General features: G+C 59.2%; 18 protein-coding genes. 7 read left to right on the forward strand and 11 right to left on the reverse strand.

Features of this window, described 5'->3' with window-relative positions; genetic code table 11:
- Positions 1-55: 55 nt before the first annotated feature.
- The 4 genes from A7J50_RS28150 to A7J50_RS28165 all read right to left on the reverse strand — a co-directional run bounded on the left by A7J50_RS28150 (position 56) and on the right by A7J50_RS28165 (position 4853).
- Complete coding sequence (locus A7J50_RS28150; protein WP_064454655.1) at positions 56-2059, reverse strand: acyltransferase family protein; 2004 nt, start codon at positions 2057-2059, stop codon at positions 56-58.
- A gap of 153 nt (positions 2060-2212) precedes the next feature.
- Complete coding sequence (rho, locus tag A7J50_RS28155) at positions 2213-3472, reverse strand: transcription termination factor Rho (RefSeq protein ID WP_003176825.1); 1260 nt, start codon at positions 3470-3472, stop codon at positions 2213-2215.
- Positions 3473-3706: 234 nt separating this feature from the next.
- Positions 3707-4036 (reverse strand): thioredoxin TrxA, encoded by a 330-nt coding sequence (trxA, locus tag A7J50_RS28160; RefSeq protein ID WP_015886460.1) that lies wholly within the window; start codon positions 4034-4036, stop codon positions 3707-3709.
- Positions 4037-4157: 121 nt separating this feature from the next.
- Complete coding sequence (locus A7J50_RS28165) at positions 4158-4853, reverse strand: FadR/GntR family transcriptional regulator (protein WP_064454656.1); 696 nt, start codon at positions 4851-4853, stop codon at positions 4158-4160.
- Between the two features lie 255 nt (positions 4854-5108).
- Between A7J50_RS28165 and A7J50_RS28170 the strand changes: the two genes are divergently transcribed.
- The 4 genes from A7J50_RS28170 to A7J50_RS28185 are packed head-to-tail and all read left to right on the forward strand — an operon-like array spanning position 5109 to position 7951.
- Positions 5109-5894, forward strand: coding sequence for a transporter substrate-binding domain-containing protein (locus tag A7J50_RS28170; protein ID WP_064454657.1), 786 nt, complete (start codon positions 5109-5111; stop codon positions 5892-5894).
- A gap of 17 nt (positions 5895-5911) precedes the next feature.
- Positions 5912-6580, forward strand: coding sequence for an amino acid ABC transporter permease (locus tag A7J50_RS28175; protein WP_064454658.1), 669 nt, complete (start codon positions 5912-5914; stop codon positions 6578-6580).
- A complete protein-coding gene (locus A7J50_RS28180; protein ID WP_064454659.1) occupies positions 6577-7227 on the forward strand; it encodes an amino acid ABC transporter permease in 651 nt (216 codons plus the stop codon). The genes A7J50_RS28175 and A7J50_RS28180 overlap by 4 nt, the downstream gene beginning before the upstream one ends.
- Positions 7214-7951, forward strand: coding sequence for an amino acid ABC transporter ATP-binding protein (locus A7J50_RS28185; protein ID WP_064454660.1), 738 nt, complete (start codon positions 7214-7216; stop codon positions 7949-7951). Before A7J50_RS28180 ends, A7J50_RS28185 begins: the two co-directional genes overlap by 14 nt.
- Here A7J50_RS28185 and A7J50_RS28190 read toward each other — a convergent pair.
- The 4 genes from A7J50_RS28190 to A7J50_RS28205 form a co-directional block, all read right to left on the reverse strand.
- Positions 7923-8477 carry a hypothetical protein gene (locus A7J50_RS28190; RefSeq protein ID WP_064454661.1) on the reverse strand — a complete coding sequence of 185 codons (555 nt, stop codon included), beginning with the start codon at positions 8475-8477 and terminating at the stop codon, positions 7923-7925. The two genes, A7J50_RS28185 and A7J50_RS28190, sit on opposite strands and share 29 nt — an antisense overlap.
- Positions 8467-10905, reverse strand: coding sequence for a fimbria/pilus outer membrane usher protein (locus A7J50_RS28195; protein WP_064454662.1), 2439 nt, complete (start codon positions 10903-10905; stop codon positions 8467-8469). Before A7J50_RS28195 ends, A7J50_RS28190 begins: the two co-directional genes overlap by 11 nt.
- Before the next feature lie 70 nt (positions 10906-10975).
- Positions 10976-11725 carry a fimbria/pilus chaperone family protein gene (locus tag A7J50_RS28200; RefSeq protein ID WP_082895964.1) on the reverse strand — a complete coding sequence of 250 codons (750 nt, stop codon included), beginning with the start codon at positions 11723-11725 and terminating at the stop codon, positions 10976-10978.
- Positions 11726-11797: 72 nt separating this feature from the next.
- Positions 11798-12451 carry a DUF1120 domain-containing protein gene (locus A7J50_RS28205; protein WP_064454664.1) on the reverse strand — a complete coding sequence of 218 codons (654 nt, stop codon included), beginning with the start codon at positions 12449-12451 and terminating at the stop codon, positions 11798-11800.
- Between the two features lie 485 nt (positions 12452-12936).
- Between A7J50_RS28205 and ppx the strand changes: the two genes are divergently transcribed.
- Positions 12937-14439, forward strand: a complete 1503-nt coding sequence (ppx, locus tag A7J50_RS28210) for an exopolyphosphatase (RefSeq protein WP_064454665.1) — start codon at positions 12937-12939, stop codon at positions 14437-14439.
- Between the two features lie 128 nt (positions 14440-14567).
- On the opposite strand, the gene ppk1 is transcribed toward ppx, so the two are convergent.
- Both ppk1 and hemB read right to left on the reverse strand, forming a co-directional pair.
- Entirely contained in the window at positions 14568-16790 is a 2223-nt protein-coding gene (ppk1, locus tag A7J50_RS28215) for a polyphosphate kinase 1 (protein ID WP_064454666.1), read from the reverse strand.
- Between the two features lie 18 nt (positions 16791-16808).
- A complete protein-coding gene (hemB, locus tag A7J50_RS28220) occupies positions 16809-17822 on the reverse strand; it encodes a porphobilinogen synthase (RefSeq protein WP_064454667.1) in 1014 nt (337 codons plus the stop codon).
- Positions 17823-18030: 208 nt separating this feature from the next.
- Between hemB and A7J50_RS28225 the strand changes: the two genes are divergently transcribed.
- Positions 18031-18666 carry a DedA family protein gene (locus A7J50_RS28225; protein WP_064455024.1) on the forward strand — a complete coding sequence of 212 codons (636 nt, stop codon included), beginning with the start codon at positions 18031-18033 and terminating at the stop codon, positions 18664-18666.
- Here the strand turns inward: A7J50_RS28225 and A7J50_RS28230 are convergent.
- Positions 18647-19882 (reverse strand): sterol desaturase family protein, encoded by a 1236-nt coding sequence (locus A7J50_RS28230; RefSeq protein WP_064454668.1) that lies wholly within the window; start codon positions 19880-19882, stop codon positions 18647-18649. The genes A7J50_RS28225 and A7J50_RS28230 overlap by 20 nt on opposite strands.
- 116 nt (positions 19883-19998) lie before the next feature.
- Between A7J50_RS28230 and elbB the strand changes: the two genes are divergently transcribed.
- Complete coding sequence (gene elbB / locus A7J50_RS28235) at positions 19999-20664, forward strand: isoprenoid biosynthesis glyoxalase ElbB (protein WP_064454669.1); 666 nt, start codon at positions 19999-20001, stop codon at positions 20662-20664.
- Positions 20665-20668 lie beyond the last annotated feature (4 nt).

Below are 20668 nucleotides of genomic sequence, written 5' to 3' on the forward strand. Positions count from 1 at the left end.
CATGCCACCCGTAAAATAGGCGTACATCCTACCTGCTCTTACGAGCGCTGGCAGCTTATTGCACGTCATTGCGACTCACATCCGACTCAACGGATGCATTGCGCAAGCTGCGGAAGAAGGGCTCAAGGAACCCTTCTACATACCGCGTGCCCACGCTTGAAAGGTGGTTGTCATCGGTATACAGCGACTGGCCACCCAGTTCGACCCGACACCAACCGTTTGCAGCACACAGCGTTGGCGCAGGGTCCAGGAGCTGGACTCCCGGGTCAGCCGCGGCGATTTGCTCAAAAACGCTGCTGATATAGGCCTGTCGCTGGACGTGCTCGGCCAGTGGCAAGCCTTCTCGATCGGTCGGGCGACCTAACATCGCCAAGCGGCTGAGTCGATAAGGCACATTGAAATCCTGCAGCGGCACCTCCTTGACCAACCAGACCCGATGGCCGCCGGCACGGAGTTGCTGCACCAACGCCCTCAAACCCTCGGAGAACAAGTGCTCAGCGGTAGCACGGTCATACTTGCCCGTCTCAGGATCATGAATCGAAGCGCCCGTATCGCCGGAGTGCTGGCCATAAACGTAGAGGCTCCAGCGGGCGACCAACACCACATCGCTGAAGTGTTCCTGGCTCAACAACTGGGTCACGCGTTCGTTGAACGCACTGCAACCTGGCGTGTTTTCCTTCCTGTAAAAAGGCAGGCAGCCGGCATAACCGGCCTGGGTGATGCTGAAGTCGTACTTGCTCGCCCCGTCATTCAATGCCGGAATCAGGGCCGAGGCATGGCTGTCGCCCCAGACCATTGCCCGAGCCGAGCTCGCCTGTGGACCAAAATGGCACAGCTCACGGTGCGGGTCTTTCTTATCGTCCGACAGGCAACTCATGAGTGTGGGGCTCCAGGTATGCGCCTTGGCAAATTGCAACGCCTGGGGCGGCAGCCGCGATGCAAAACCATCCGACCAGACCAGGCTTTTGCCGACCAGGCCCAGGCTGGCAAGCCCAAGGAAACCCGCTACCAGAATCGACCTGCGACCTGCCAGCAAGCGCCGCTCACGGAACGGCCCTTCGACAAACCGCCAGGATGCATAACCCAGCACCAGGCTCACGACGAACAGAGCCACAAGCTCCCACGGCGACAGGCCAAAGATACTGGCGTACTTGCCAAACACCAGCACCGGCCAGTGCCACAGGTACCAGGAATAGGAAATCAGCCCAATGCCCACCAACACACGACTGCCCAGCAGCCGCCCTACCCACGTCGGTTGCTGGCCGTTGGCCCAAATCAGCCCCACCACACCCAATACCGGCAACAAAGCGGCAGCCCCTGGGAAGGCGGTGCTGTCGTCGTAACCAAATACCGCTGCCATAATCAGGCCGAGGCTGAGCACGCTGACGGCTTGCGCCAGCATCGGGCTTGCCCGCCGAGCCCGCACCGGCATGACGGCCAGCATCGAACCCGCCAACAATTCCCAGGCTCGCATCGGTAGCAGGAAGAAAGCCTTGTCCGGTTCCCGAGACACGGCCCATACGCTCGCTGCAAATGACACCAGCAGCAACACAAACAAGGCGCCGCGCCATTGCTTCAGCCGGCTCGACAGCAACGCCAGCAAGAGTGGAAAGGCGATGTAGAACTGCTCTTCAACCGATAGCGACCAGGTGTGCAACATGGGCTTCATGTCGGAGGCCGTGTCGAAGTAACCGTCCTGACGCATGAAGAACAGATTGGAGATGAATATCACCTGGTTGTGTATCGACCGCCCCAGCTCTGAATAGTCTTTGGGCGCCATCAAAAACCAGCCGACGGCCAATGATGCGGACATCATCACAATCAACGCCGGCAGGATACGCCTGGCCCGCCTGGCCCAAAAATCCACAAAACTGAAATGCCCGGCCTGACGCTCGCGCCAGATGATCGAGGTGATCAGGAACCCTGAAATCACGAAGAACACGTCAACGCCGACAAAACCGCCAGTAACGCCAGGTACTCCAAAATGGAACAGCACAACAGCCAGGACAGCGATGGCGCGCAAGCCATCAATGTCCCTTCGGTAAGCAAGAGCGGTCATAAATCGTCGATCAGCCTGATTCGGATGGAGGTGAGCGTAGCCGCACCCACCTTTTTGTTTCTTAACTGACACTATTAGCGCACAAATCTCTCTTTTTCGATGCAAAAAAATGGCGCCACAAAGGGCGCCATTTTTTAGACCTGAAACGTCGTATTACTTACGCTTCATCGACAGGAAGAACTCGTCGTTGGTCTTGGTGGTTTTCAGCTTGTCGATCAGGAACTCGATGGCGGCTACTTCGTCCATCGGGTGCAGCAGCTTGCGCAAGATCCACATGCGCTGCAGTTCGTCGTCGGCGGTCAGCAACTCTTCGCGGCGGGTGCCGGAACGGTTGATGTTGATCGCAGGGAACACACGCTTTTCCGCGATACGGCGGTCCAGAGGCAGTTCCATGTTGCCGGTACCCTTGAACTCTTCGTAGATCACTTCGTCCATCTTCGAGCCGGTTTCAACCAGCGCGGTGGCGATAATGGTCAGCGAGCCGCCTTCTTCGATGTTCCGCGCGGCGCCGAAGAAACGCTTCGGTTTCTCCAGGGCGTGGGCATCGACACCACCGGTGAGTACCTTGCCGGAGCTCGGGATCACGGTGTTGTAGGCACGGGCCAGACGGGTGATGGAGTCGAGCAGGATCACCACGTCTTTCTTGTGTTCGACCAGGCGCTTGGCCTTCTCGATCACCATTTCGGCAACCTGCACGTGGCGGGTTGGCGGCTCATCGAACGTCGAGGCAACCACTTCGCCGCGCACGGTGCGCTGCATTTCGGTTACTTCTTCCGGACGCTCATCGATCAGCAGCACGATCAGGTGAACTTCCGGGTTGTTACGTGCGATGTTCGCTGCAATGTTCTGCAGCATGATGGTCTTACCGGCTTTCGGCGGGGCGACGATCAGGCCGCGCTGGCCTTTACCGATCGGGGCGCACAGGTCGATAACACGACCGGTCAAGTCTTCGGTGGAACCGTTACCGGCTTCCATCTTCATGCGCACGGTCGGGAACAGCGGGGTCAGGTTCTCGAAGAGAATCTTGTTTTTCGCGTTCTCGGGACGATCGAAGTTGATCGTGTCGACCTTGAGCAGGGCGAAATAACGCTCGCCTTCCTTTGGAGGGCGGATCTTGCCAACGATGGTGTCACCGGTGCGCAAGTTGAAGCGACGGATCTGGCTCGGCGAGACATAGATGTCGTCTGGGCCGGCGAGATAGGAAGCGTCTGCAGAGCGGAGGAAGCCGAAGCCGTCCTGGAGAATCTCCAGCACGCCATCACCGGAGATTTCCTCGCCGCTTTTCGCGTGCTTTTTGAGCAGGGAGAAAATCACGTCCTGCTTGCGCGAACGGGCCATATTTTCTATGCCCATTTCTTCGGCCAATTGGAGCAGGTCGGTAATCGGCTTTTGCTTGAGTTCAGTCAGATTCATATAGGAATGACGTAATCATTTATGGAGGGGGGAAATTAAGCTTTTGGCTTAATGAGGCCGCGCCGCAGAGAAGGCGACAGGATCGCGTACTAATCGAAAAGGAATGCGTCGGCGACGGCTTGCAGGGGGCAGTGGAGAAACCAGTGCGGGGCCGAATGTACCACCTGAATTTCGGAGCGTCTAGCCCTGTTTCACGAAAAAGCCCCGCGATTTGCGGGGCTTTTTTGACGACGCTTAGATGTTCGCGTCGAGGAAAGCTTGCAGTTGCGACTTCGACAGCGCGCCCACTTTAGTGGCCTCGACGTTGCCGTTCTTGAACAGCATCAGCGTTGGAATACCGCGCACGCCGTGCTTGGCCGGGGTTTCCTGGTTGTCATCGATGTTCAGCTTGGCAATGGTCAGTTTGCCTTCGTAGGTCGTTGCAATGTCGTCCAGGACAGGAGCGATCATTTTGCAAGGGCCGCACCATTCAGCCCAGTAGTCAACCAGCACCGGGCCAGCAGCCTTGAGTACTTCGGCCTCAAAGGTCGCGTCGGTGACGTGCTTGATAAGATCGTTGCTCATGGATGTCTCCGGATTGTAAGCAAAAAAAACGTTGCCCATCATAGCCGCCCTTCCCTCGTTCAGGAAGCCGCCTCTGATTGACTCTTGCTATGGTGATGCATGAGTTTGGGTATAGCCCAACTCACGGCGTCACGGGAGTCACGAACGCTATGCCCGTGCGCAACGCCGCATTGCGTACGTGCTCCTGCATGGTTTTCTGCGCCACCGCACTGGAGCGCCGGGCCAGTGCACGCAGGATCTTGCGGTGTTCCTGCCAGGTCTCCATGGCCCGCTCCGGTCGGATGAACGGTAGTTTCTGACTCTCCAGGAACACCTCCGCGCTGGCACTCAGAATGCTCACCATCGCCTGATTACCGCTGGCCAACAGGATCCGCTGATGAAATTCGAAGTCCAGTCGGGCCGCGGTTTCAAAGTCGCCGGCCTTGAGTACCTTGCGCATTGCCTCGACATTGTCCTGCAGGCCGTCCAACTCATCGAGGGTCAGCGTCACCGCCGCCAACCCCGCTGCAAATCCCTCCAGGGCATAGCGCAACTGGAAGATATCCAGCGGCGAGGCCTGGGCCGCAAAAGGCCAGGCAAACCCCGGAGGGTCTTCCGCCGCCTGCACAAAGACGCCTTTTCCCGGCTGCACACTCACCACACCCAAGGCACTCAAAGACGACAACGCCTCGCGCAACGACGCCCGACTTACGCCCAATTGCACCGCCAGGTCGCGCTGGGACGGCAATGCATCGCCCGCTGCGAAGCCCTGTTCCTTGATCAGTTTGCGGATGGCCTGCAGGGCCGCTTCCGGTACGGCTTGGGCAATGGAATTCATAAAAAACTCAAGGTTCCAGACAACTGAGCGGCTAGTTGTAAAGCTATTCGCGGCCGTCGGCAAGCCACGCCCCAAAGGGGCTCGCGGGGTTTTGTCGACGCTCGAAAAAGGTGCGAAAAGCGTCATCACTGTTCAGACCAGTAAGACCACCGAACCTCAACAAATTCCGGCGTTGCAGACGATCCGAGGGGTGATGGCATGGGCTGTGCACTGAGCAAATTCAGAAAATCCCTTCGCCCTTTTCGGAGAGTTGCCATGACCAAGCGCTACAGCGCCCTGCTCACTGCCCTGTTTGCCAGCCTGATGCTGAGCCAGGCACCCGCCCAGGCCAATGGTCTGGACGATATCGTCGCCCGTGGCACCCTGAAGGTCGCCGTCCCTCAAGACTTCCCGCCGTTCGGTTCGGTCGGCCCTGACATGAAACCCCGCGGCCTGGACATCGACACCGCCAAGCTGCTGGCCGACCAGCTCAAGGTCAAGCTGGAGTTGACCCCGGTCAACAGCACCAACCGCATCCCGTTCCTCACCACCGGCAAGGTCGACCTGGTGATTTCCAGCCTGGGCAAGAACCCCGAGCGGGAAAAGGTCATCGATTTCTCCAAGGCGTACGCGCCGTTCTACCTGGCTGTGTTCGGTCCGCCTGACGCGGCCATCAGCACCACCGACGACCTCAAGGGCAAAACCATCAGCGTGACGCGCGGCGCCATCGAAGACATCGAGCTGACCGCCGTTGCGCCCAAGGAAGCGACCATCAAGCGTTTCGAAGACAACAATTCGACCATCGCCGCCTACCTGGCCGGCCAGGTCGACCTGATTGCCAGCGGCAACGTGGTGATGGTGGCGATCAGCGAGCGCAACCCCAAACGCGTACCGGCACTGAAAGTGAAACTCAAGGACTCGCCGGTGTACGTGGGCGTGAACAAGAACGAGCCGGCACTGCTGGAGAAGGTTAACCAGATCCTGGTGGCGGCCAAGGCCGACGGCAGCCTGGAAAAGAACGCGATGCAGTGGCTCAAAGAGCCGCTGCCCGCCGATCTTTGACGCGACGGAGCTGATTCATGGCCTATCAATTCGACTTTATGCCCGTACTGGCCAATACCGACCTGCTGTTGCGCGGCGCCTTGTTCACGCTTGAACTGACGGCCATCGGCGCGATTCTGGGGGTTGCCCTGGGCACCGTCGGTGCCGTGGTCCGGGCGTGGAAGATCCAGCCGTTTGCCTGGTTCTTCGGCGTGTATGTCGAGTTGATCCGCAACACGCCGTTTCTGGTGCAGTTGTTTTTCATCTTCTTCGGTTTGCCGTCACTGGGGCTGAAAATCACCGAGTGGCAAGCCGCCGTGCTGGCGATGGTAATCAACCTGGGGGCTTACTCCACCGAGATCATCCGCGCCGGCATCCAGGCCATCCCTCGTGGCCAGCTGGAAGCGGCAGCAGCATTAGCGATGACGCGTTTTGAAGCGTTCCGTCATGTGGTGCTGCTGCCCGCTCTGGGCAAGGTGTGGCCGGCCCTGAGCAGCCAGATCATCATCGTGATGCTGGGTTCGGCGGTGTGTTCGCAAATCGCCACCGAGGAACTGAGCTTTGCCGCCAACTTCATTCAGTCACGCAACTTCCGCGCCTTTGAAACCTACGCACTGACCACCCTGGTGTACCTGTGTATGGCGCTGATGATTCGCCAGTTGCTCAACTGGATTGGCCGACGGTTTGTAATGAGGAACAGCCGATGAGTGATTTTTCGTTCTGGGACATCGTGCGCAACCTGGCTGTTGGCCTGCAATGGACCCTGTTGCTGTCGCTGGTGGCGTTTGTCGGCGGCGGCCTGATCGGCTTGTTAGTAATGACGATGCGCATCAGCCGCAAAGCCTTCCCGCGCAATGTCGCACGCACCTACATAGAACTGTTTCAGGGTACGCCGCTGCTGATGCAGTTATTCCTGGTGTTTTTCGGCATTGCCCTGCTGGGGGTGGATATCTCGCCCTGGCTGGCAGCGGCAATTGCCCTGACCTTGTTTACCAGTGCCTACCTGGCCGAGATCTGGCGCGGCTGCGTCGAGTCCATCGCCCACGGGCAGTGGGAAGCGTCGGCCAGCCTGGCCCTTAACCCGCTTGAACAACTGCGTTACGTAATCCTGCCCCAAGCGCTGCGGATTGCCGTAGCGCCGACGGTTGGCTTCTCGGTGCAAGTGGTCAAAGGCACCGCCGTGACCTCGATCATCGGTTTTACCGAACTGACCAAAACCGGCGGCATGCTCGCCAATGCCACCTTCGAGCCCTTTATGGTCTATGGCTTGGTGGCCCTCGGTTACTTCCTGCTCTGCTACCCCTTGTCCCTCAGTGCGCGCTACCTGGAAAGGAGACTGCATGCCTCTGCTTAGAATTTCCGCCCTGCATAAGTATTACGGCGATCACCATGTACTCAAGGGCATCGACCTGACGGTTGAAGAAGGCCAGGTGGTGGCGATCATCGGCCGCAGCGGCTCGGGTAAATCCACCTTGCTGCGTACCCTCAATGGCCTGGAATCCATCAACGACGGCGTGATCGAAGTCGATGGCGAATACCTCGACGCCGCCCGGGCCGACCTGCGCAGCCTGCGGCAGAAAGTCGGCATGGTGTTCCAGCAGTTCAACCTGTTCCCGCACCTGACCGTGGGCGAAAACGTCATGCTCGCACCGCAAGTGGTGCAGAAAGTGCCCAAGGCCAAAGCCGCACAGCTTGCCAGGCAGATGCTGGAGCGGGTCGGGCTGGGGGAGAAGTTCGACGCCTTCCCTGATCGCCTGTCCGGTGGTCAGCAGCAACGGGTCGCCATTGCGCGCGCATTGGCCATGTCGCCCAAAGTGCTGCTGTGCGACGAAATCACCTCCGCCCTGGACCCGGAACTGGTCAATGAAGTGCTCAGCGTCGTGCGCCAACTGGCCAAGGACGGCATGACCTTGATCATGGTGACCCACGAAATGCGTTTTGCCCGGGAAGTCGGGGACAAACTGGTGTTTATGCACCAAGGCAAGGTGCATGAAGTAGGCGACCCCAAAACGTTGTTCGCCAACCCCAAGACACCCGAGCTCGCCAATTTCATCGGCTCGGTGGAACAGCCGGGCTGATCAATTCGAAACTGCCTTGCCCCTCAAGGTGCGTTTCGTCGCGTACCTCCATGGCCCCAGCGGGCAGTTCGGTGTCGATATCAACCTGGGCTGTCAGTCGGCGGCCTGCTACCGGCACGCCTGCCGCCCGCGCCACCAAGGTCTGGCCGGGCAGCAACTGCCCGCTGGCAGGCTCGCCGGGCAAGTGCGTAGCCGCCCACCATTCGACAGCACGTCCATCCACCTGGGCGTGTTTGAGGCTCAAGCGAAAACGCCCCTGCCGACCAAACACAAACCCCTGCCGGTCTGCTGCAACACCGATAAAACGCAACGCCATGGCCGCAGGCTCAGTGCAAATGACGTTCACGCGCAATGAGCGCGTACCCAGCACCATGGAGGTTTTTGCAACGAGCGCCTCCCTGCGGATGGCGCCATAGTCAATGCGCGGCTGGCTCACCGAGAGCCGACAGTTTTCGGCCAGGACCTCAGGCGCCGCCAATACCGTGCAGAGCAACACCAACGGCCATGTTTCAAACTTAACGGCCATGGCACACCGCCGAAGTGGTTTCATAAAATTTGTCATTGTCTGGCTGGGTCTCAAGATCAATCCGCAACAGGCAGGTGGAAGAGTCCGGCAATGAAACCCGCAGGCTTTGCGCCTCCTCGACGTCGTTGAGAAAAATCATGCCCTCACCCACCACGTTGGTCAGGAAGCGATCACCCTTGCCGAATACCGAGGCGCCTTGAGGTAATGGCCGGCCGTGCTGGTCATTCGCGGTAAGCAACACGCGGCGCACTTTCACCACATCGAAATTCACGGCATTGAAGGACCCACGGCCTGCTGTGAGCATCTGGGTGCCGTTTTTCAGGTCGACGCGCTTGGGCAAGGACTGGGTTTGCACCTCGACTCGGCTGTTGGTGTAGGCCGGCAAGCCTGCGATCACCGCTTGCCCGCGGTAGTCAGTCCAGACAGGGCCTTGGGGCGTCTGGACTTTTGCAGCGCCGATACCCCCTACCGAGACGATGCCGAACGTGTCCTGCACGGTATACGGTGAAAACGTCAGCCCACCCTCGTGAGCCACCACGCCGCCCTGCAACTGCCCCGTATAGCTGGTGCCCTGGGGATCATGGCTGACACCCAGGCCAACGCGGGTATAACGTGGCAACAGGTCCACATTGCCGCGAACCGATTGTTCTCGAGCATTGAGGTCGCGCTCGACCCCCACTTCGTAATTCACTGACTCGTTGACCCGCTCGCTAAGCGATGTGCCAGCGGTGAACCGGCCCCCGCGACGGCTGGCATAGCTGTTTACCCGGCGATCCCGTCCCAGCGGCACGCTGACCTGCAGACGCAAGGACAGGTCATTCTCCAGAGCGCTCTCATGTCGCCTGCCGGCAAGCGTGGCGTCACGGCCCATTCGAGTACCGCCCACCTGCGAATCCGCAATCAGTGTTACATCGGCGTGGCTGAATGACTTGTTCCAGGAGGCCGACACATGCTCGGTCGTTCGCCCGTCAAATTGAGAACTGCGGGTATAGCCCGCAGAAAATACGCCCAGCGTGGGTTCGGCCCAGCTCACGCTTGCTGTGTATTGGTTTTTGAAGCGCGAACCCAATTCATCGACCCCGTACGACCGGCCGGCTTCAAGTACCTCACGATACCCCTGGGTTTGGGTGGTTGCGCTGAGGTTGACGTCGATAGTGGCGTATACCGGGCTGGTGACCGACACGCTGCTGCGCGACCCGGATACTGCACGTTTGCCGTCTCGAGAAAGGTTTTGACGCGCCGCCACAGAAACTCGCTGGAAAAACACACTGCTCAGGGTGCCACCTGCCGACCAGTACTCATCCGTACTCAATAAGCCAAAGCCCGCAGACGAGTTGCTCCCCAAACCCCAAGTGCCGCTCCCCATGGCGACCACCGGTGACGGCCCCTCTTCATCCGCATTCTTGCGCAGCTTGCCAACAGAAAAATAGTAACCGGGCGCCGCCGGGACAGTCCCCGCAAACGAGGCCGCGGGCACCACAAAGCTACGCCTGGCGCCCCGTACGTCGATCACGCTGACCTCCAGGTCACTGGTGCCATTGAGCAAGGGCAACCCCGTCAGCCGGAAGGGACCTTCAGGCACCAGCGTGCTGTGAATCAACACGCCGGACTGGCGAACTTCTATGCGTGACGGGCTCTGGGCAAGCCCTTCGACCACGGCATTGTTACTGCCCGCAGCGACACGTGATTGACCATCGGGGAAAAACTGCAGGCCAGATAACTGGACGCCACCAAACAGCGGGTTATTACTGGAAATCTGCCCCATCTGGAAAGTCGATTGCAACTCGGCAATGTCCCGCTGTGCGTAGGCATATAGATGCTCGGTACGGGCCTTGCCATTATCGGACACATAGAATTGACGGCTGCGAACAATCCAATCCTCAAGGTTAAAGCCTGCCTCGGTATAGGCCGAAACGAACCGGCTGGGCCCGCTGCGCGAACGGCTGTCGAAACCCAGCACGTCATAGTTGAACAACGCCGCGGTCCCGCCTTTGGAAAAATGCCCGGCGTCCCACTGTGGATCACGCAACGATTGGGTGGGCACCACCAGCGTCACCTCGTCCGTGCCGGGACGCAACTTGACCATGGTCGTGGGGAATGCCCCGAAGAAGTCATGGCAAGACTGGTCGGGCGTAGCACCTTCCTCAATGATCGCGCCGGGCGTCACTAATCCTGCTTTCTCCAGCAACCCGCGGGTGAAGCATAAGCGGCCCTCGTGATCGAACCGTGCATCCACCAGCCCAAGCGGGTTCCCATTGACCCGCAACCCCACCACCTGGACGCCTTCGCGAAAGCGCGCCGCGTTGCGAAAGTAGTCGGAGACCTTCGGATCGATGCCGTGGGCTGTCAGTGACGCGAGGTCGAAACCCTCCCCGAGCTCCATCGCCGACACCAGGCCGGGCAGACTCCACAGGGTCGCAAACCCCATGATAAGCGTAGGTCTGCAGGGCCAAAAAGACGCCGCGATGCTATTACTCGAAGGGTTCGACATGAGTCAGTCAAGCCCCATCGGTTACGATCGGAGCCCGGTAGTTGTCTACCGTAAACCCATAAACCGTAGCCGGCTGTATCTCGACCTCAGCCGCATTGCCCAAGGGGCTGTCGAGCTCTGCCGTCAGCACTTCACCCGGCAGTAGGTAGGTGCGTGGCAATGTAGCCAGAAAGCCTTTTGGAAACACTTTCACATCCGGCGCCAGGCGCACGACATAGGCACTGTCGTTATGGACAGTGAGGCGCTCGCCCGCCCGCTTCCACTTCAGCAACTCCCAAGGCGTATGGTGCCGAGGCAAGCCTTGTGGGTGCAGGATCAGCGGCAAATTCTGTCGAAGGGTGATACCGATGGTCGCACCATCCACCGCGCGCGCCTGGGGAATACCTTCGAAGGACACTCGCTTGAGTCGTTGGGTCTTAAGCGGCTCCTTCAAGGTGGCGATGAACCGCACCAGTTGCGTTTCGCCCGCCTCCACACGAGCGATGGGCGGCGTGACAATCAATAGCGGCTCCAGGTCCTCCGGCACGTTTTCCACGACTGAATGAAGCAGCGCTGGCCCGGCATCGGTATTCTTGATATTTATTGTGGCTTCGCCGTCTTCCTCATAAAGCACCACCACCGTTGTTTCCGGATACATACCGTCCGCCACAGCAACAGTGGCAAACAAAAGGCAAATGCTTGCACCCCGCAATAACGCACTGCTTATTATTAAAAAACCACGCACTCTATATTCCCCGCCACTAATAAAGTTGACCATTGACCGTCAAGCGCCCACAGAAAAACAGCCAACCAGAAATAATGAGTTTCTTGGCTGGCTGTTTTCCGTTACTTAGATGTAACTCAATACAAGCGTGGCGCGCCCATCAATAGAGACATCTCGACTCAGGTCCAGGTCCCGAGCTCGGTTGATGACAGCCTTCACTGCAAGCGTGCCCGTCAATTGGTTAACCGCGGCGGGTGTAAAGGCTGCGCCATTGCGCCACGAGTATTGGGTGGGCGATTGAGCAACTTTGCCATCGCTGTTATTCCAGGCGCCAGCACCGATACGCATGATCGGATGCAGCACCACGCCGGACGAACGCAGGTCCCTGAGGGTGACCGAATAGCCACCGGTGCGACGGGTTCCTACAGCCCCCAAACCAAAGTTCTGCGCTTCAGTAAAGCCTGCACCCAGGATACCCGTCACTTTGTTGCCCGCTTGCAGATCGGTAAAGGTGATGCCGAACCGGGCAGGGGTCGCGCCACAATTGACGATCAGGGAAGTGGTCTTCTCTTCGCGCGGATTGAACGCCGTCTGGGACAATTCGCCCGAACGAATCGTGCCATAGTCGATGATACCGCTGCCGGCCAGGCTGAGGTTGCAGGCTGCCGGTGTAATCGTACCCCTGACGACCAGTTGGGCACTGGTATTGGTAGTCGCCTGTACAGTTAAGGCCGCAGCCAGGCACGCAATACCAAGAGTCAATCCAACAATTTTTTTCATGTTCATCCTGTCACTAAAAGAAGTTATCAGGTGTTCTTTATTTGTGTCTTGGCGACTCCATCGCCCAACGACTTATCTTCCGGGACATGTACAACGATAAATAAATGCCACCCAGGCAGAATTGCCGGATAACAGTGTGTCGCTTTGACACTTCGTTAAAGAATCAGACAACACATCAATAATTGTGGGAATGATAAAAATAAAGCATCACTTTAAGCCACCGACAATGTAGTCCTGAACAAAAGAATGAAGGCGACATCAAATCACTGACTGTAGGGAAAGTCATAAATGGCACGTGCGCAGCACCTGATTAAAACACGCTACAACATCAAGGGTCTTATTCAGCGCACACTTATAAAACCGCCCTACATTTCCTAAAGGAATTCCCCACAGACAGCCTCAGGAAAATTACTGAAGCACAACGCGTTGGCGCCAGCGGTCGATCGTGGCACGATGGTGAGGTTATCGACCGAGACCCCCAAACCATGCCGCAATCCCAAGCCAAGAATCTGTCCCTGATCGCCGCCATCGACCTGGGCTCCAACAGCTTTCACATGGTCGTGGCCAAGGCCCAGAACGGCGAAATCCGCATCCTCGAACGGCTCGGCGAAAAAGTACAACTGGCTGCCGGGATCGACGACGAGCGCCAGCTCAATGAAGAATCCATGCAACGCGGGCTCGACTGCCTCAAGCGCTTTGCCCAGCTGATCAATGGCATGCCTTTGGGCGCCGTGCGAATCGTCGGTACCAACGCCCTGCGTGAAGCGCGCAACCGCGGTGAATTTATCCGCCGCGCCGAGGAAATCCTCGGCCACCCGGTAGAAGTCATCTCCGGCCGTGAAGAAGCGCGCCTGATCTACCTCGGCGTCTCCCATACCCTGGCTGACACTCCCGGCAAGCGCCTGGTGGCGGACATCGGCGGCGGCAGTACCGAGTTCATTATCGGCCAGCGTTTCGAGCCGTTGCTGCGCGAGAGCCTGCAAATGGGCTGCGTCAGCTTTACCCAGCGCTATTTCAAGGACGGCAAGATCACCCCGGCACGCTATGCCCAGGCCTACACGGCCGCGCGACTGGAGATCATGAGCATTGAGCACGCCCTGCACCGCCTGACCTGGGATGAGGCCATCGGTTCGTCCGGTACCATCCGCGCCATCGGCCTGGCCCTGAAAGCCGGCGGCCATGGCACCGGTGAGGTCAACGCCGAAGGCCTGGCGTGGCTCAAGCGCAAGCTCTTCAAACTGGGCGATGCCGAGAAAATCGACTTCGATGGCATCAAGCCCGATCGCCGCACCATCTTCCCCGCAGGCCTGGCGATTCTCGAAGCGATCTTCGACGCGCTCGAACTGCAACGCATGGACCACTGCGATGGCGCCCTGCGCGAAGGCGTGCTCTACGACCTGTTGGGCCGCCATCATCACGAAGACGTGCGTGAGCGCACCCTTACCTCATTGATGGAGCGTTATCACGTCGATCTGGAACAGGCGGCCCGGGTGGAGCGCAAAGCCCTGCACGCCTTCGACCAGGTGGCCGAGGACTGGGACCTGGAAGACGGCGTCTGGCGCGAACTGCTCGGCTGGGCAGCCAAAGTGCATGAAGTGGGCCTGGACATCGCCCACTACCATTACCACAAACATGGCGCCTACCTGATCGAGCACTCGGACCTCGCCGGTTTCTCCCGCGAAGACCAACAGATGCTCGCGCTGCTGGTGCGCGGCCATCGCCGCAACATTCCAAAGGACAAGTTTGCCGAATTCGGCGATGAAGGCATCAAGCTGATTCGCCTGTGCGTGCTGCTGCGCTTTGCGATCCTGTTCCACCACATCCGTGGCACTCAGGAAATGCCTCAGGTCACCCTGCGCGCCCGGGGCGACAGCCTCGACGTGGTGTTCCCGAAAGGCTGGCTGGATGAAAACCAGCTGACCCAGGCGGACTTTGCCCAGGAAGCGGAGTGGCTGACACGGGTGGGATTCAGCCTGAACCTGCACTAAAGCACCCTGCAAAACAAATGTGGGAGGGGGCTTGCTCCCGATAGCGGAGTGTCAGTTGACCTGTTCATCAACTGACCCACTGCAATCGGGAGCAAGCCTCCTCCCACATTGTTAGTCCGTATTGGCTATTAATTCACCGCCAGAATCGGGCTGCCCAGCTTCTCCAGCAACGTCGCCTGCGCGCTGCGCGGGTTCTGATTGCCGGTCGGCGTGTTGCGCACGTAACGGCCGTCCGACTGCAGGCTCCAGCTGTGTGTGTTGTCGGTGAGGTAGCTTTCCAGCTCCTTCTTGACCCGCATGATCAACTTCTTGCCTTCCACCGGGAAGCAGGTCTCCACACGCTTGTCGAGGTTGCGTTCCATCCAGTCCGCGCTGGAAAGGAACATCTGCTCCTCGCCACCGTTGAGGAAGTAGAACACCCGCGTGTGCTCCAGGAAGCGGCCGATGATCGAGCGCACATGGATGTTATGCGAGACCCCGACAATGCCCGGGCGCAGGCAGCACATGCCACGCACCACCAGGTCGATGCGCACACCGGACTGGCTGGCCTTGTACAGCGCGCGGATGATTTTTGGATCAGTCAGCGAGTTGAACTTGGCAATGATGTGCGCCGGTTTGCCGTCGAGGGCGAACTGGGTCTCCCGGGCAATCATGTCGAGCATGCCCTTCTTCAGGGTGAACGGCGCGTGCAGCAGCTTCTTCATGCGCAAGGTCTTGCCCATGCCGATCAACTGGCTGAACAACTTGCCGACGTCTTCACACAAGGCGTCGTCGGAAGTCAGCAGGCTGTAGTCGGTGTAGAGCTTGGCGTTGCCGGCGTGGTAGTTGCCGGTGCCCAAGTGGGCGTAGCGCACAATCTCGCCGGCTTCGCGGCGCAGGATCAGCATCATCTTGGCGTGGGTTTTGAAGCCCACCACGCCGTAGATCACCACCGCACCGGCCGCTTGCAGGCGGCTGGCCAGTTGCAGGTTGGACTCTTCATCGAACCGCGCACGCAGCTCGATCACCGCGGTGACTTCCTTACCGTTACGCGCAGCGTCTACCAGCGCATCGACGATTTCCGAGTTTGCGCCGGAGCGGTACAACGTCTGGCGCACGGCCAATACATGCGGGTCCTTGGCGGCCTGGCGCAGCAGGTCGACCACTGGAGTAAAGGACTCGAACGGGTGCAGCAGCAGAATGTCCTGCTTGCTCACCACACTGAAGATGTTCTCGCTGTTTTGCAGCAGTTTCGGGATCTGCGGCGTGAACGGCGTGTATTGCAACTCCGGATGGCTGTCCAGGCCGGTGATGCTGAACAGGCGCGTCAGGTTCACCGGGCCATTGACCTGGTACAACTCGGACTCGGCCAGGTTGAACTGCTTGAGCAGGTAGTCCGACAGGTGTTTCGGGCAAGTATCAGCCACTTCCAGTCGCACCGCGTCACCGTAGCGACGCGAGAACAGCTCGCCGCGCAGGGCACGGGCCAAGTCTTCGACGTCTTCGGAATCCAGCGCCAGGTCGGCGTTACGGGTCAGGCGGAACTGGTAGCAACCTTTTACCTTCATGCCCTGGAACAGGTCATCGGCATGCGCGTGGATCATTGACGAGAGGAATACATAATTGTCGCCAGCGCCCCCCACCTCTTCCGGTACCTTGATGATCCGTGGCAACAGACGCGGTGCCGGGATGATCGCCAGGCCAGAATCGCGACCAAAGGCGTCGATACCTTCCAGTTCAACGATGAAGTTCAGGCTTTTGTTCACCAGCAGCGGGAACGGGTGAGTAGGGTCGAGGCCGATCGGGGTGATGATCGGTGAAATCTCGTCACGGAAGTAGCGACGCACCCATGTCTTGATCTTGGCGGTCCAGTGACGGCGACGGATGAAGCGGACCTGATGTTTTTCCAGCTCGGGCAACAGAATGTCGTTGAGGATCGCGTATTGGCGGTCCACGTGGCCATGCACCAGCTCACTGATACGCGCCAGGGCCTGATGCGGCTGCAGGCCGTCGGCACCGGCTTGTTCGCGGGCGAAGGTAATTTGCTTCTTGAGGCCCGCGACGCGAATCTCAAAGAACTCGTCCAGGTTGCTGGAAAAAATCAGCAGGAACTTGAGCCGCTCCAGCAGTGGATAGGACTCGTCCAGCGCCTGTTCCAGCACGCGGATGTTGAATTGCAGTTGTGACAGCTCGCGGTGGATGTACAGGCTGCTGTCATCCAGGTTGGTCACCGCCGCCACCGGGGCCGGCGCTGGGGCTTCGGGCACCACGGCAGGCGGAGCGGGCTCCAGCTCGGGCGGGGTCTCGGTGACTTGTTCCACCACCGGGTGAGCGTCTTTTACGGCAACTTCTGAGAGTCCTTCGGTATTCATCGAGTGTTCCTGTGAGGGCTATTGTTGCTCTCTAAGCAATTGGGCAGCGCGGGCGGCGAAGTAGGTCAGAATGCCATCAGCGCCGGCACGTTTAAAGGCTGTCAGGGATTCAAGGATCACCCCTTCACTCAACCAACCATTCTGGATCGCGGCCATGTGCATGGCGTATTCACCGCTGACCTGATAGACAAAGGTCGGCACCTTGAATTCCTCTTTGACCCGGTAAAGGATGTCCAGGTACGGCATCCCGGGTTTGACCATCACCATATCGGCACCTTCGGCCAGGTCGGCCGCCACTTCGTGCAGGGCTTCATGGCTGTTGGCCGGGTCCATCTGATAGGAGGCCTTGTTGGCCTTGCCCAGGTTCAGCGCCGAACCCACCGCATCGCGGAACGGGCCGTAATAGGCGCTGGCGTACTTGGCCGAATAGGCCATGATCCGCACATTGACGTGGCCAGCCAGTTCCAGGGCTTCGCGAATCGCCTGGATGCGGCCGTCCATCATGTCCGACGGCGCCACGACCTGGGCACCCGCTGCCGCGTGGGACAACGCCTGCTTGACCAGTGCATCGACGGTAATGTCGTTCTGAACATAGCCGTCTTCGTCAAGAATGCCATCCTGGCCGTGGGTGGTGAACGGGTCCAGCGCCACGTCGGTGATCACACCCAGCTGCGGGAAACGCTCGCGCAAGGCGCGGGTGGCGCGCTGGGCGATCCCTTGCGGGTTCCAGGCTTCGGCAGCGTCGAGCGACTTGAGTTCGGAGGGTGTCACGGGAAACAGCGCCAGCGCCGGAATCCCCAGTTCAACCCAATTCGCCGCTTCTTCAAGCAGCAGATCAATGGTCAAGCGCTCCACACCCGGCATCGACGCCACCGCTTCCCGGCGATTTTCACCGTCAAGCACAAACACCGGCAAAATCAGATCGTTCGTCGTCAGCACGTTTTCACGCACCAGACGGCGAGAAAAATCATCACGGCGATTGCGACGCAGGCGGGTGGCGGGGAACAGGCGATTGGCAGGGGTAAAGCTCACGACAGACTCCTGAGCCCGCGTTTACGGGCGAGCGTTGCAGTTATAAGCGGCCATTATGACGAAGGAATGACAGTTGTGCTTATCGATGCGACCTGCAGTCGCATTCGTCGTTTATGTAGGAATTGTTCACTTCGTGACACATCTCGATACTTTCATGAATGTTCACGAAGGCGTAGGCTGCGCGTTCATTTCGCCAGCACCCCAGACCATGCTTCAACAATTTCTGCATGACTTCGGCTACTTTGCTCTCTTCCTGGGCACGTTCTTCGAAGGCGAGACCATTTTGGTTCTCGCAGGCTTCCTGGCGTTCCGTGGATACATGGATATCAACCTGGTGGTGGTCGTTGCCTTCTTTGGCAGCTACGCCGGCGACCAGCTGTGGTACTTCCTGGGGCGCAAGCACGGCCGCAAACTGTTGGCGCGCAAGCCGCGCTGGCAATTGATGGGCGACAAGGCCCTGGAACATATCCGTAAGCATCCGGACATCTGGGTGCTGAGCTTCCGGTTTGTCTACGGCTTGCGCACCGTGATGCCCGTGGCGATTGGTTTGTCAGGCTACCCGCCGGTTCGCTACCTGATTCTTAACGGGATTGGCGCTGCAGTCTGGGCGGCAGCCTTGGGCGCTGCGGCTTACCACTTCGGTGCGGTGCTGGAAGGCATGCTCGGCAGCGTCAAGAAATACGAGCTGTGGGTGCTGGGCGCCTTGGTGCTGTTGGGCTTTGGCCTGTGGTTGCGCCGCCGCTTCAAGAACGCCCGCATTGCCCGCCAGGCCTGCGAGGATGCAAAGGCCCGGCTCGCCGCCGAGCCGGCCCCCGTCGAAACGCCTAAGACACCCACCGAGTAAGCCGGCTTCTGCAACAGTAGAGGCCGATCACGCTGAGCAAGCTGTAACTCACCAAACCCAGCCAGCCCAAACTGCTGGCCGGCCATAACCCGACCAGCGGCGCCAGCCACACCAGTGGCACATTCAGCCCCAGGCGTACCAGCTCGGCTTTCAGCGCCCACGGGCGATTCTCCAGGGCTACGCCCAACGTAAATAACCCCACCGCCACCGCACTCCAGCCCAGGATCAGCGCCGCCGTGGGCAGCCCTTCGCCGAAGTTCATCAAATAGCTGCCAAAGCCCACATACGCGGCAAATTGCAGCGCGATATAGACCTGCTGGCGCGCATCCAACGGCACTTCAAATTTGCGGAACTGGCTCAAATCGGGTTTGGCCATCGGGTATTTGGCCTTCACGTCCGCCGGGCGCCAGCCAGTGCGCATGAACCAGATGCGCAGCTTGTCCCACCATTTTTCGGTACGTCGTGCATCACTCCACAGCTGCGCATAAAACTGCAGGTTGGCCCATAGCGGGTTCCAGCTGGCCAAGGGCGTGGTCACGCCAAAAATCACCGGTTCGTTGTCGTCTTCTTCCTGGAAGCTGCCGAACAGCCGATCCCAAATAATGAACACCCCGCCGTAGTTGCGATCCATGTAGAGAGCATTCTGTGCATGGTGGGCCCGATGATTGGACGGTGTCACAAAGAACCACTCGAACCAGCCGAGCTTGGGCACATGCCGGGTGTGCACCCAGAATTGATACAGAAGATTGAGCGAGGCTACGCTGATAAACACCACCAGCGGCACGCCCAGCACGGCCAGGGGCAGGTAGAAGATCCAGCTCAGCAGAAAGCCGGTACTGGTCTGGCGCAGGGCGGTGGTGAGGTTGTAGTCCTCGCTCTGGTGATGCACCGAGTGCGCGGCCCACAGGATGTTGCGCTCATGCCCGCAGCGATGCAGCCAGTAGTAGCAGAAGTCATAAAACACAAAGGCGAACACCCAGGTCCAGACACTCTGGGCCGACAGTTCGATCAGTGCCAAATGCTTGAGCGCGAACGCGTAGGTCAACAACCCCACGCCTTTGGTCAACAGCCCCGTGGTCGTGGACAGCACACCGGTGCTGAGGCTGTTGATGGCATCCGCCACCCGATAGTTGCGCTCGCCGCGCCAATGGTCGGCCAGCAGCTCAACCACGATCAAGGCAATGAAAAACGGTACCGCGTAAGGCACGAAGTCCATGGGCTAGTCCGGTCTATTTTTGTTACATCAAGATTAGGTGTAGCAACGCCAGATCCCATTGGCAACAGGTGACAAATTAGTAGACATTTAACGCCACGAAATAGGGAGAAATACTCATGAGCAAAAAGATTGCAGTGATCCTTTCCGGCTGTGGCGTGTACGACGGCGCAGAGATCCACGAAAGCGTCATCACTTTGCTGCGCCTGGACCAGCGTGGTGCTCAGGTCCAATGTTTTGCACCCGATATCGCGCAACATCACGTGATCAACCACCTCACCGGCGAAGAGATGCCCGAATCGCGCAATGTGCTGGTGGAGTCGGCGCGTATCGCCCGGGGTGAGGTGAAGGACATCCGTGAGGCCAACGCCGAAGACTTCGACGCACTGATCGTGCCCGGCGGTTTTGGCGCGGCGAAGAACCTCTCGACCTTTGCCGTGGAAGGCGCCGGTTGCAGCATCAACCCGCAGGTTCTGGCGCTGGCCGAAGCCTTTGCCGAAGCGGGCAAACCGGTCGGGCTGATCTGCATCTCGCCGGCCCTGGCCGCGAAGATCTATGGCCCCGGCGTCACCTGCACCATCGGCAACGATGCCGCCACCGCCGCCGCCCTCGATAAAATGGGCGCCACCCACCGCGAGTGCGCGGTGGAGGATATTGTCGAGGACAAGGCGCGCAAGCTGGTGAGCACCCCTGCCTACATGCTCGGCAAAAGCATCAGTGAGGTGGCGTCGGGCATCAACAAACTCGTGGATCGCGTGCTGGAATTGACCCACGAGAACGATTGAACAG

The organism is Pseudomonas antarctica (assembly GCF_001647715.1).
Classification (GTDB): Bacteria; Pseudomonadota; Gammaproteobacteria; order Pseudomonadales; family Pseudomonadaceae; genus Aquipseudomonas; species Aquipseudomonas antarctica_A.

What these genes read in the sequence shown, in the direction of transcription:
- A7J50_RS28150 (WP_064454655.1), bottom strand. Translation starts at nt 2,059, where the DNA reads ATGACCGCTCTTGCTTACCGAAGGGACATTGATGGCTTGCGCGCCATC.
- rho (WP_003176825.1), bottom strand. Translation starts at nt 3,472, where the DNA reads ATGAATCTGACTGAACTCAAGCAAAAGCCGATTACCGACCTGCTCCAA.
- trxA (WP_015886460.1), bottom strand. Translation starts at nt 4,036, where the DNA reads ATGAGCAACGATCTTATCAAGCACGTCACCGACGCGACCTTTGAGGCC.
- A7J50_RS28165 (WP_064454656.1), bottom strand. Translation starts at nt 4,853, where the DNA reads ATGAATTCCATTGCCCAAGCCGTACCGGAAGCGGCCCTGCAGGCCATC.
- A7J50_RS28170 (WP_064454657.1), top strand. Translation starts at nt 5,109, where the DNA reads ATGACCAAGCGCTACAGCGCCCTGCTCACTGCCCTGTTTGCCAGCCTG.
- A7J50_RS28175 (WP_064454658.1), top strand. Translation starts at nt 5,912, where the DNA reads ATGGCCTATCAATTCGACTTTATGCCCGTACTGGCCAATACCGACCTG.
- A7J50_RS28180 (WP_064454659.1), top strand. Translation starts at nt 6,577, where the DNA reads ATGAGTGATTTTTCGTTCTGGGACATCGTGCGCAACCTGGCTGTTGGC.
- A7J50_RS28185 (WP_064454660.1), top strand. Translation starts at nt 7,214, where the DNA reads ATGCCTCTGCTTAGAATTTCCGCCCTGCATAAGTATTACGGCGATCAC.
- A7J50_RS28190 (WP_064454661.1), bottom strand. Translation starts at nt 8,477, where the DNA reads ATGGCCGTTAAGTTTGAAACATGGCCGTTGGTGTTGCTCTGCACGGTA.
- A7J50_RS28195 (WP_064454662.1), bottom strand. Translation starts at nt 10,905, where the DNA reads ATGGGGTTTGCGACCCTGTGGAGTCTGCCCGGCCTGGTGTCGGCGATG.
- A7J50_RS28200 (WP_082895964.1), bottom strand. Translation starts at nt 11,725, where the DNA reads ATGGTCAACTTTATTAGTGGCGGGGAATATAGAGTGCGTGGTTTTTTA.
- A7J50_RS28205 (WP_064454664.1), bottom strand. Translation starts at nt 12,451, where the DNA reads ATGAAAAAAATTGTTGGATTGACTCTTGGTATTGCGTGCCTGGCTGCG.
- ppx (WP_064454665.1), top strand. Translation starts at nt 12,937, where the DNA reads ATGCCGCAATCCCAAGCCAAGAATCTGTCCCTGATCGCCGCCATCGAC.
- ppk1 (WP_064454666.1), bottom strand. Translation starts at nt 16,790, where the DNA reads ATGAATACCGAAGGACTCTCAGAAGTTGCCGTAAAAGACGCTCACCCG.
- A7J50_RS28225 (WP_064455024.1), top strand. Translation starts at nt 18,031, where the DNA reads ATGCTTCAACAATTTCTGCATGACTTCGGCTACTTTGCTCTCTTCCTG.
- A7J50_RS28230 (WP_064454668.1), bottom strand. Translation starts at nt 19,882, where the DNA reads ATGGACTTCGTGCCTTACGCGGTACCGTTTTTCATTGCCTTGATCGTG.
- elbB (WP_064454669.1), top strand. Translation starts at nt 19,999, where the DNA reads ATGAGCAAAAAGATTGCAGTGATCCTTTCCGGCTGTGGCGTGTACGAC.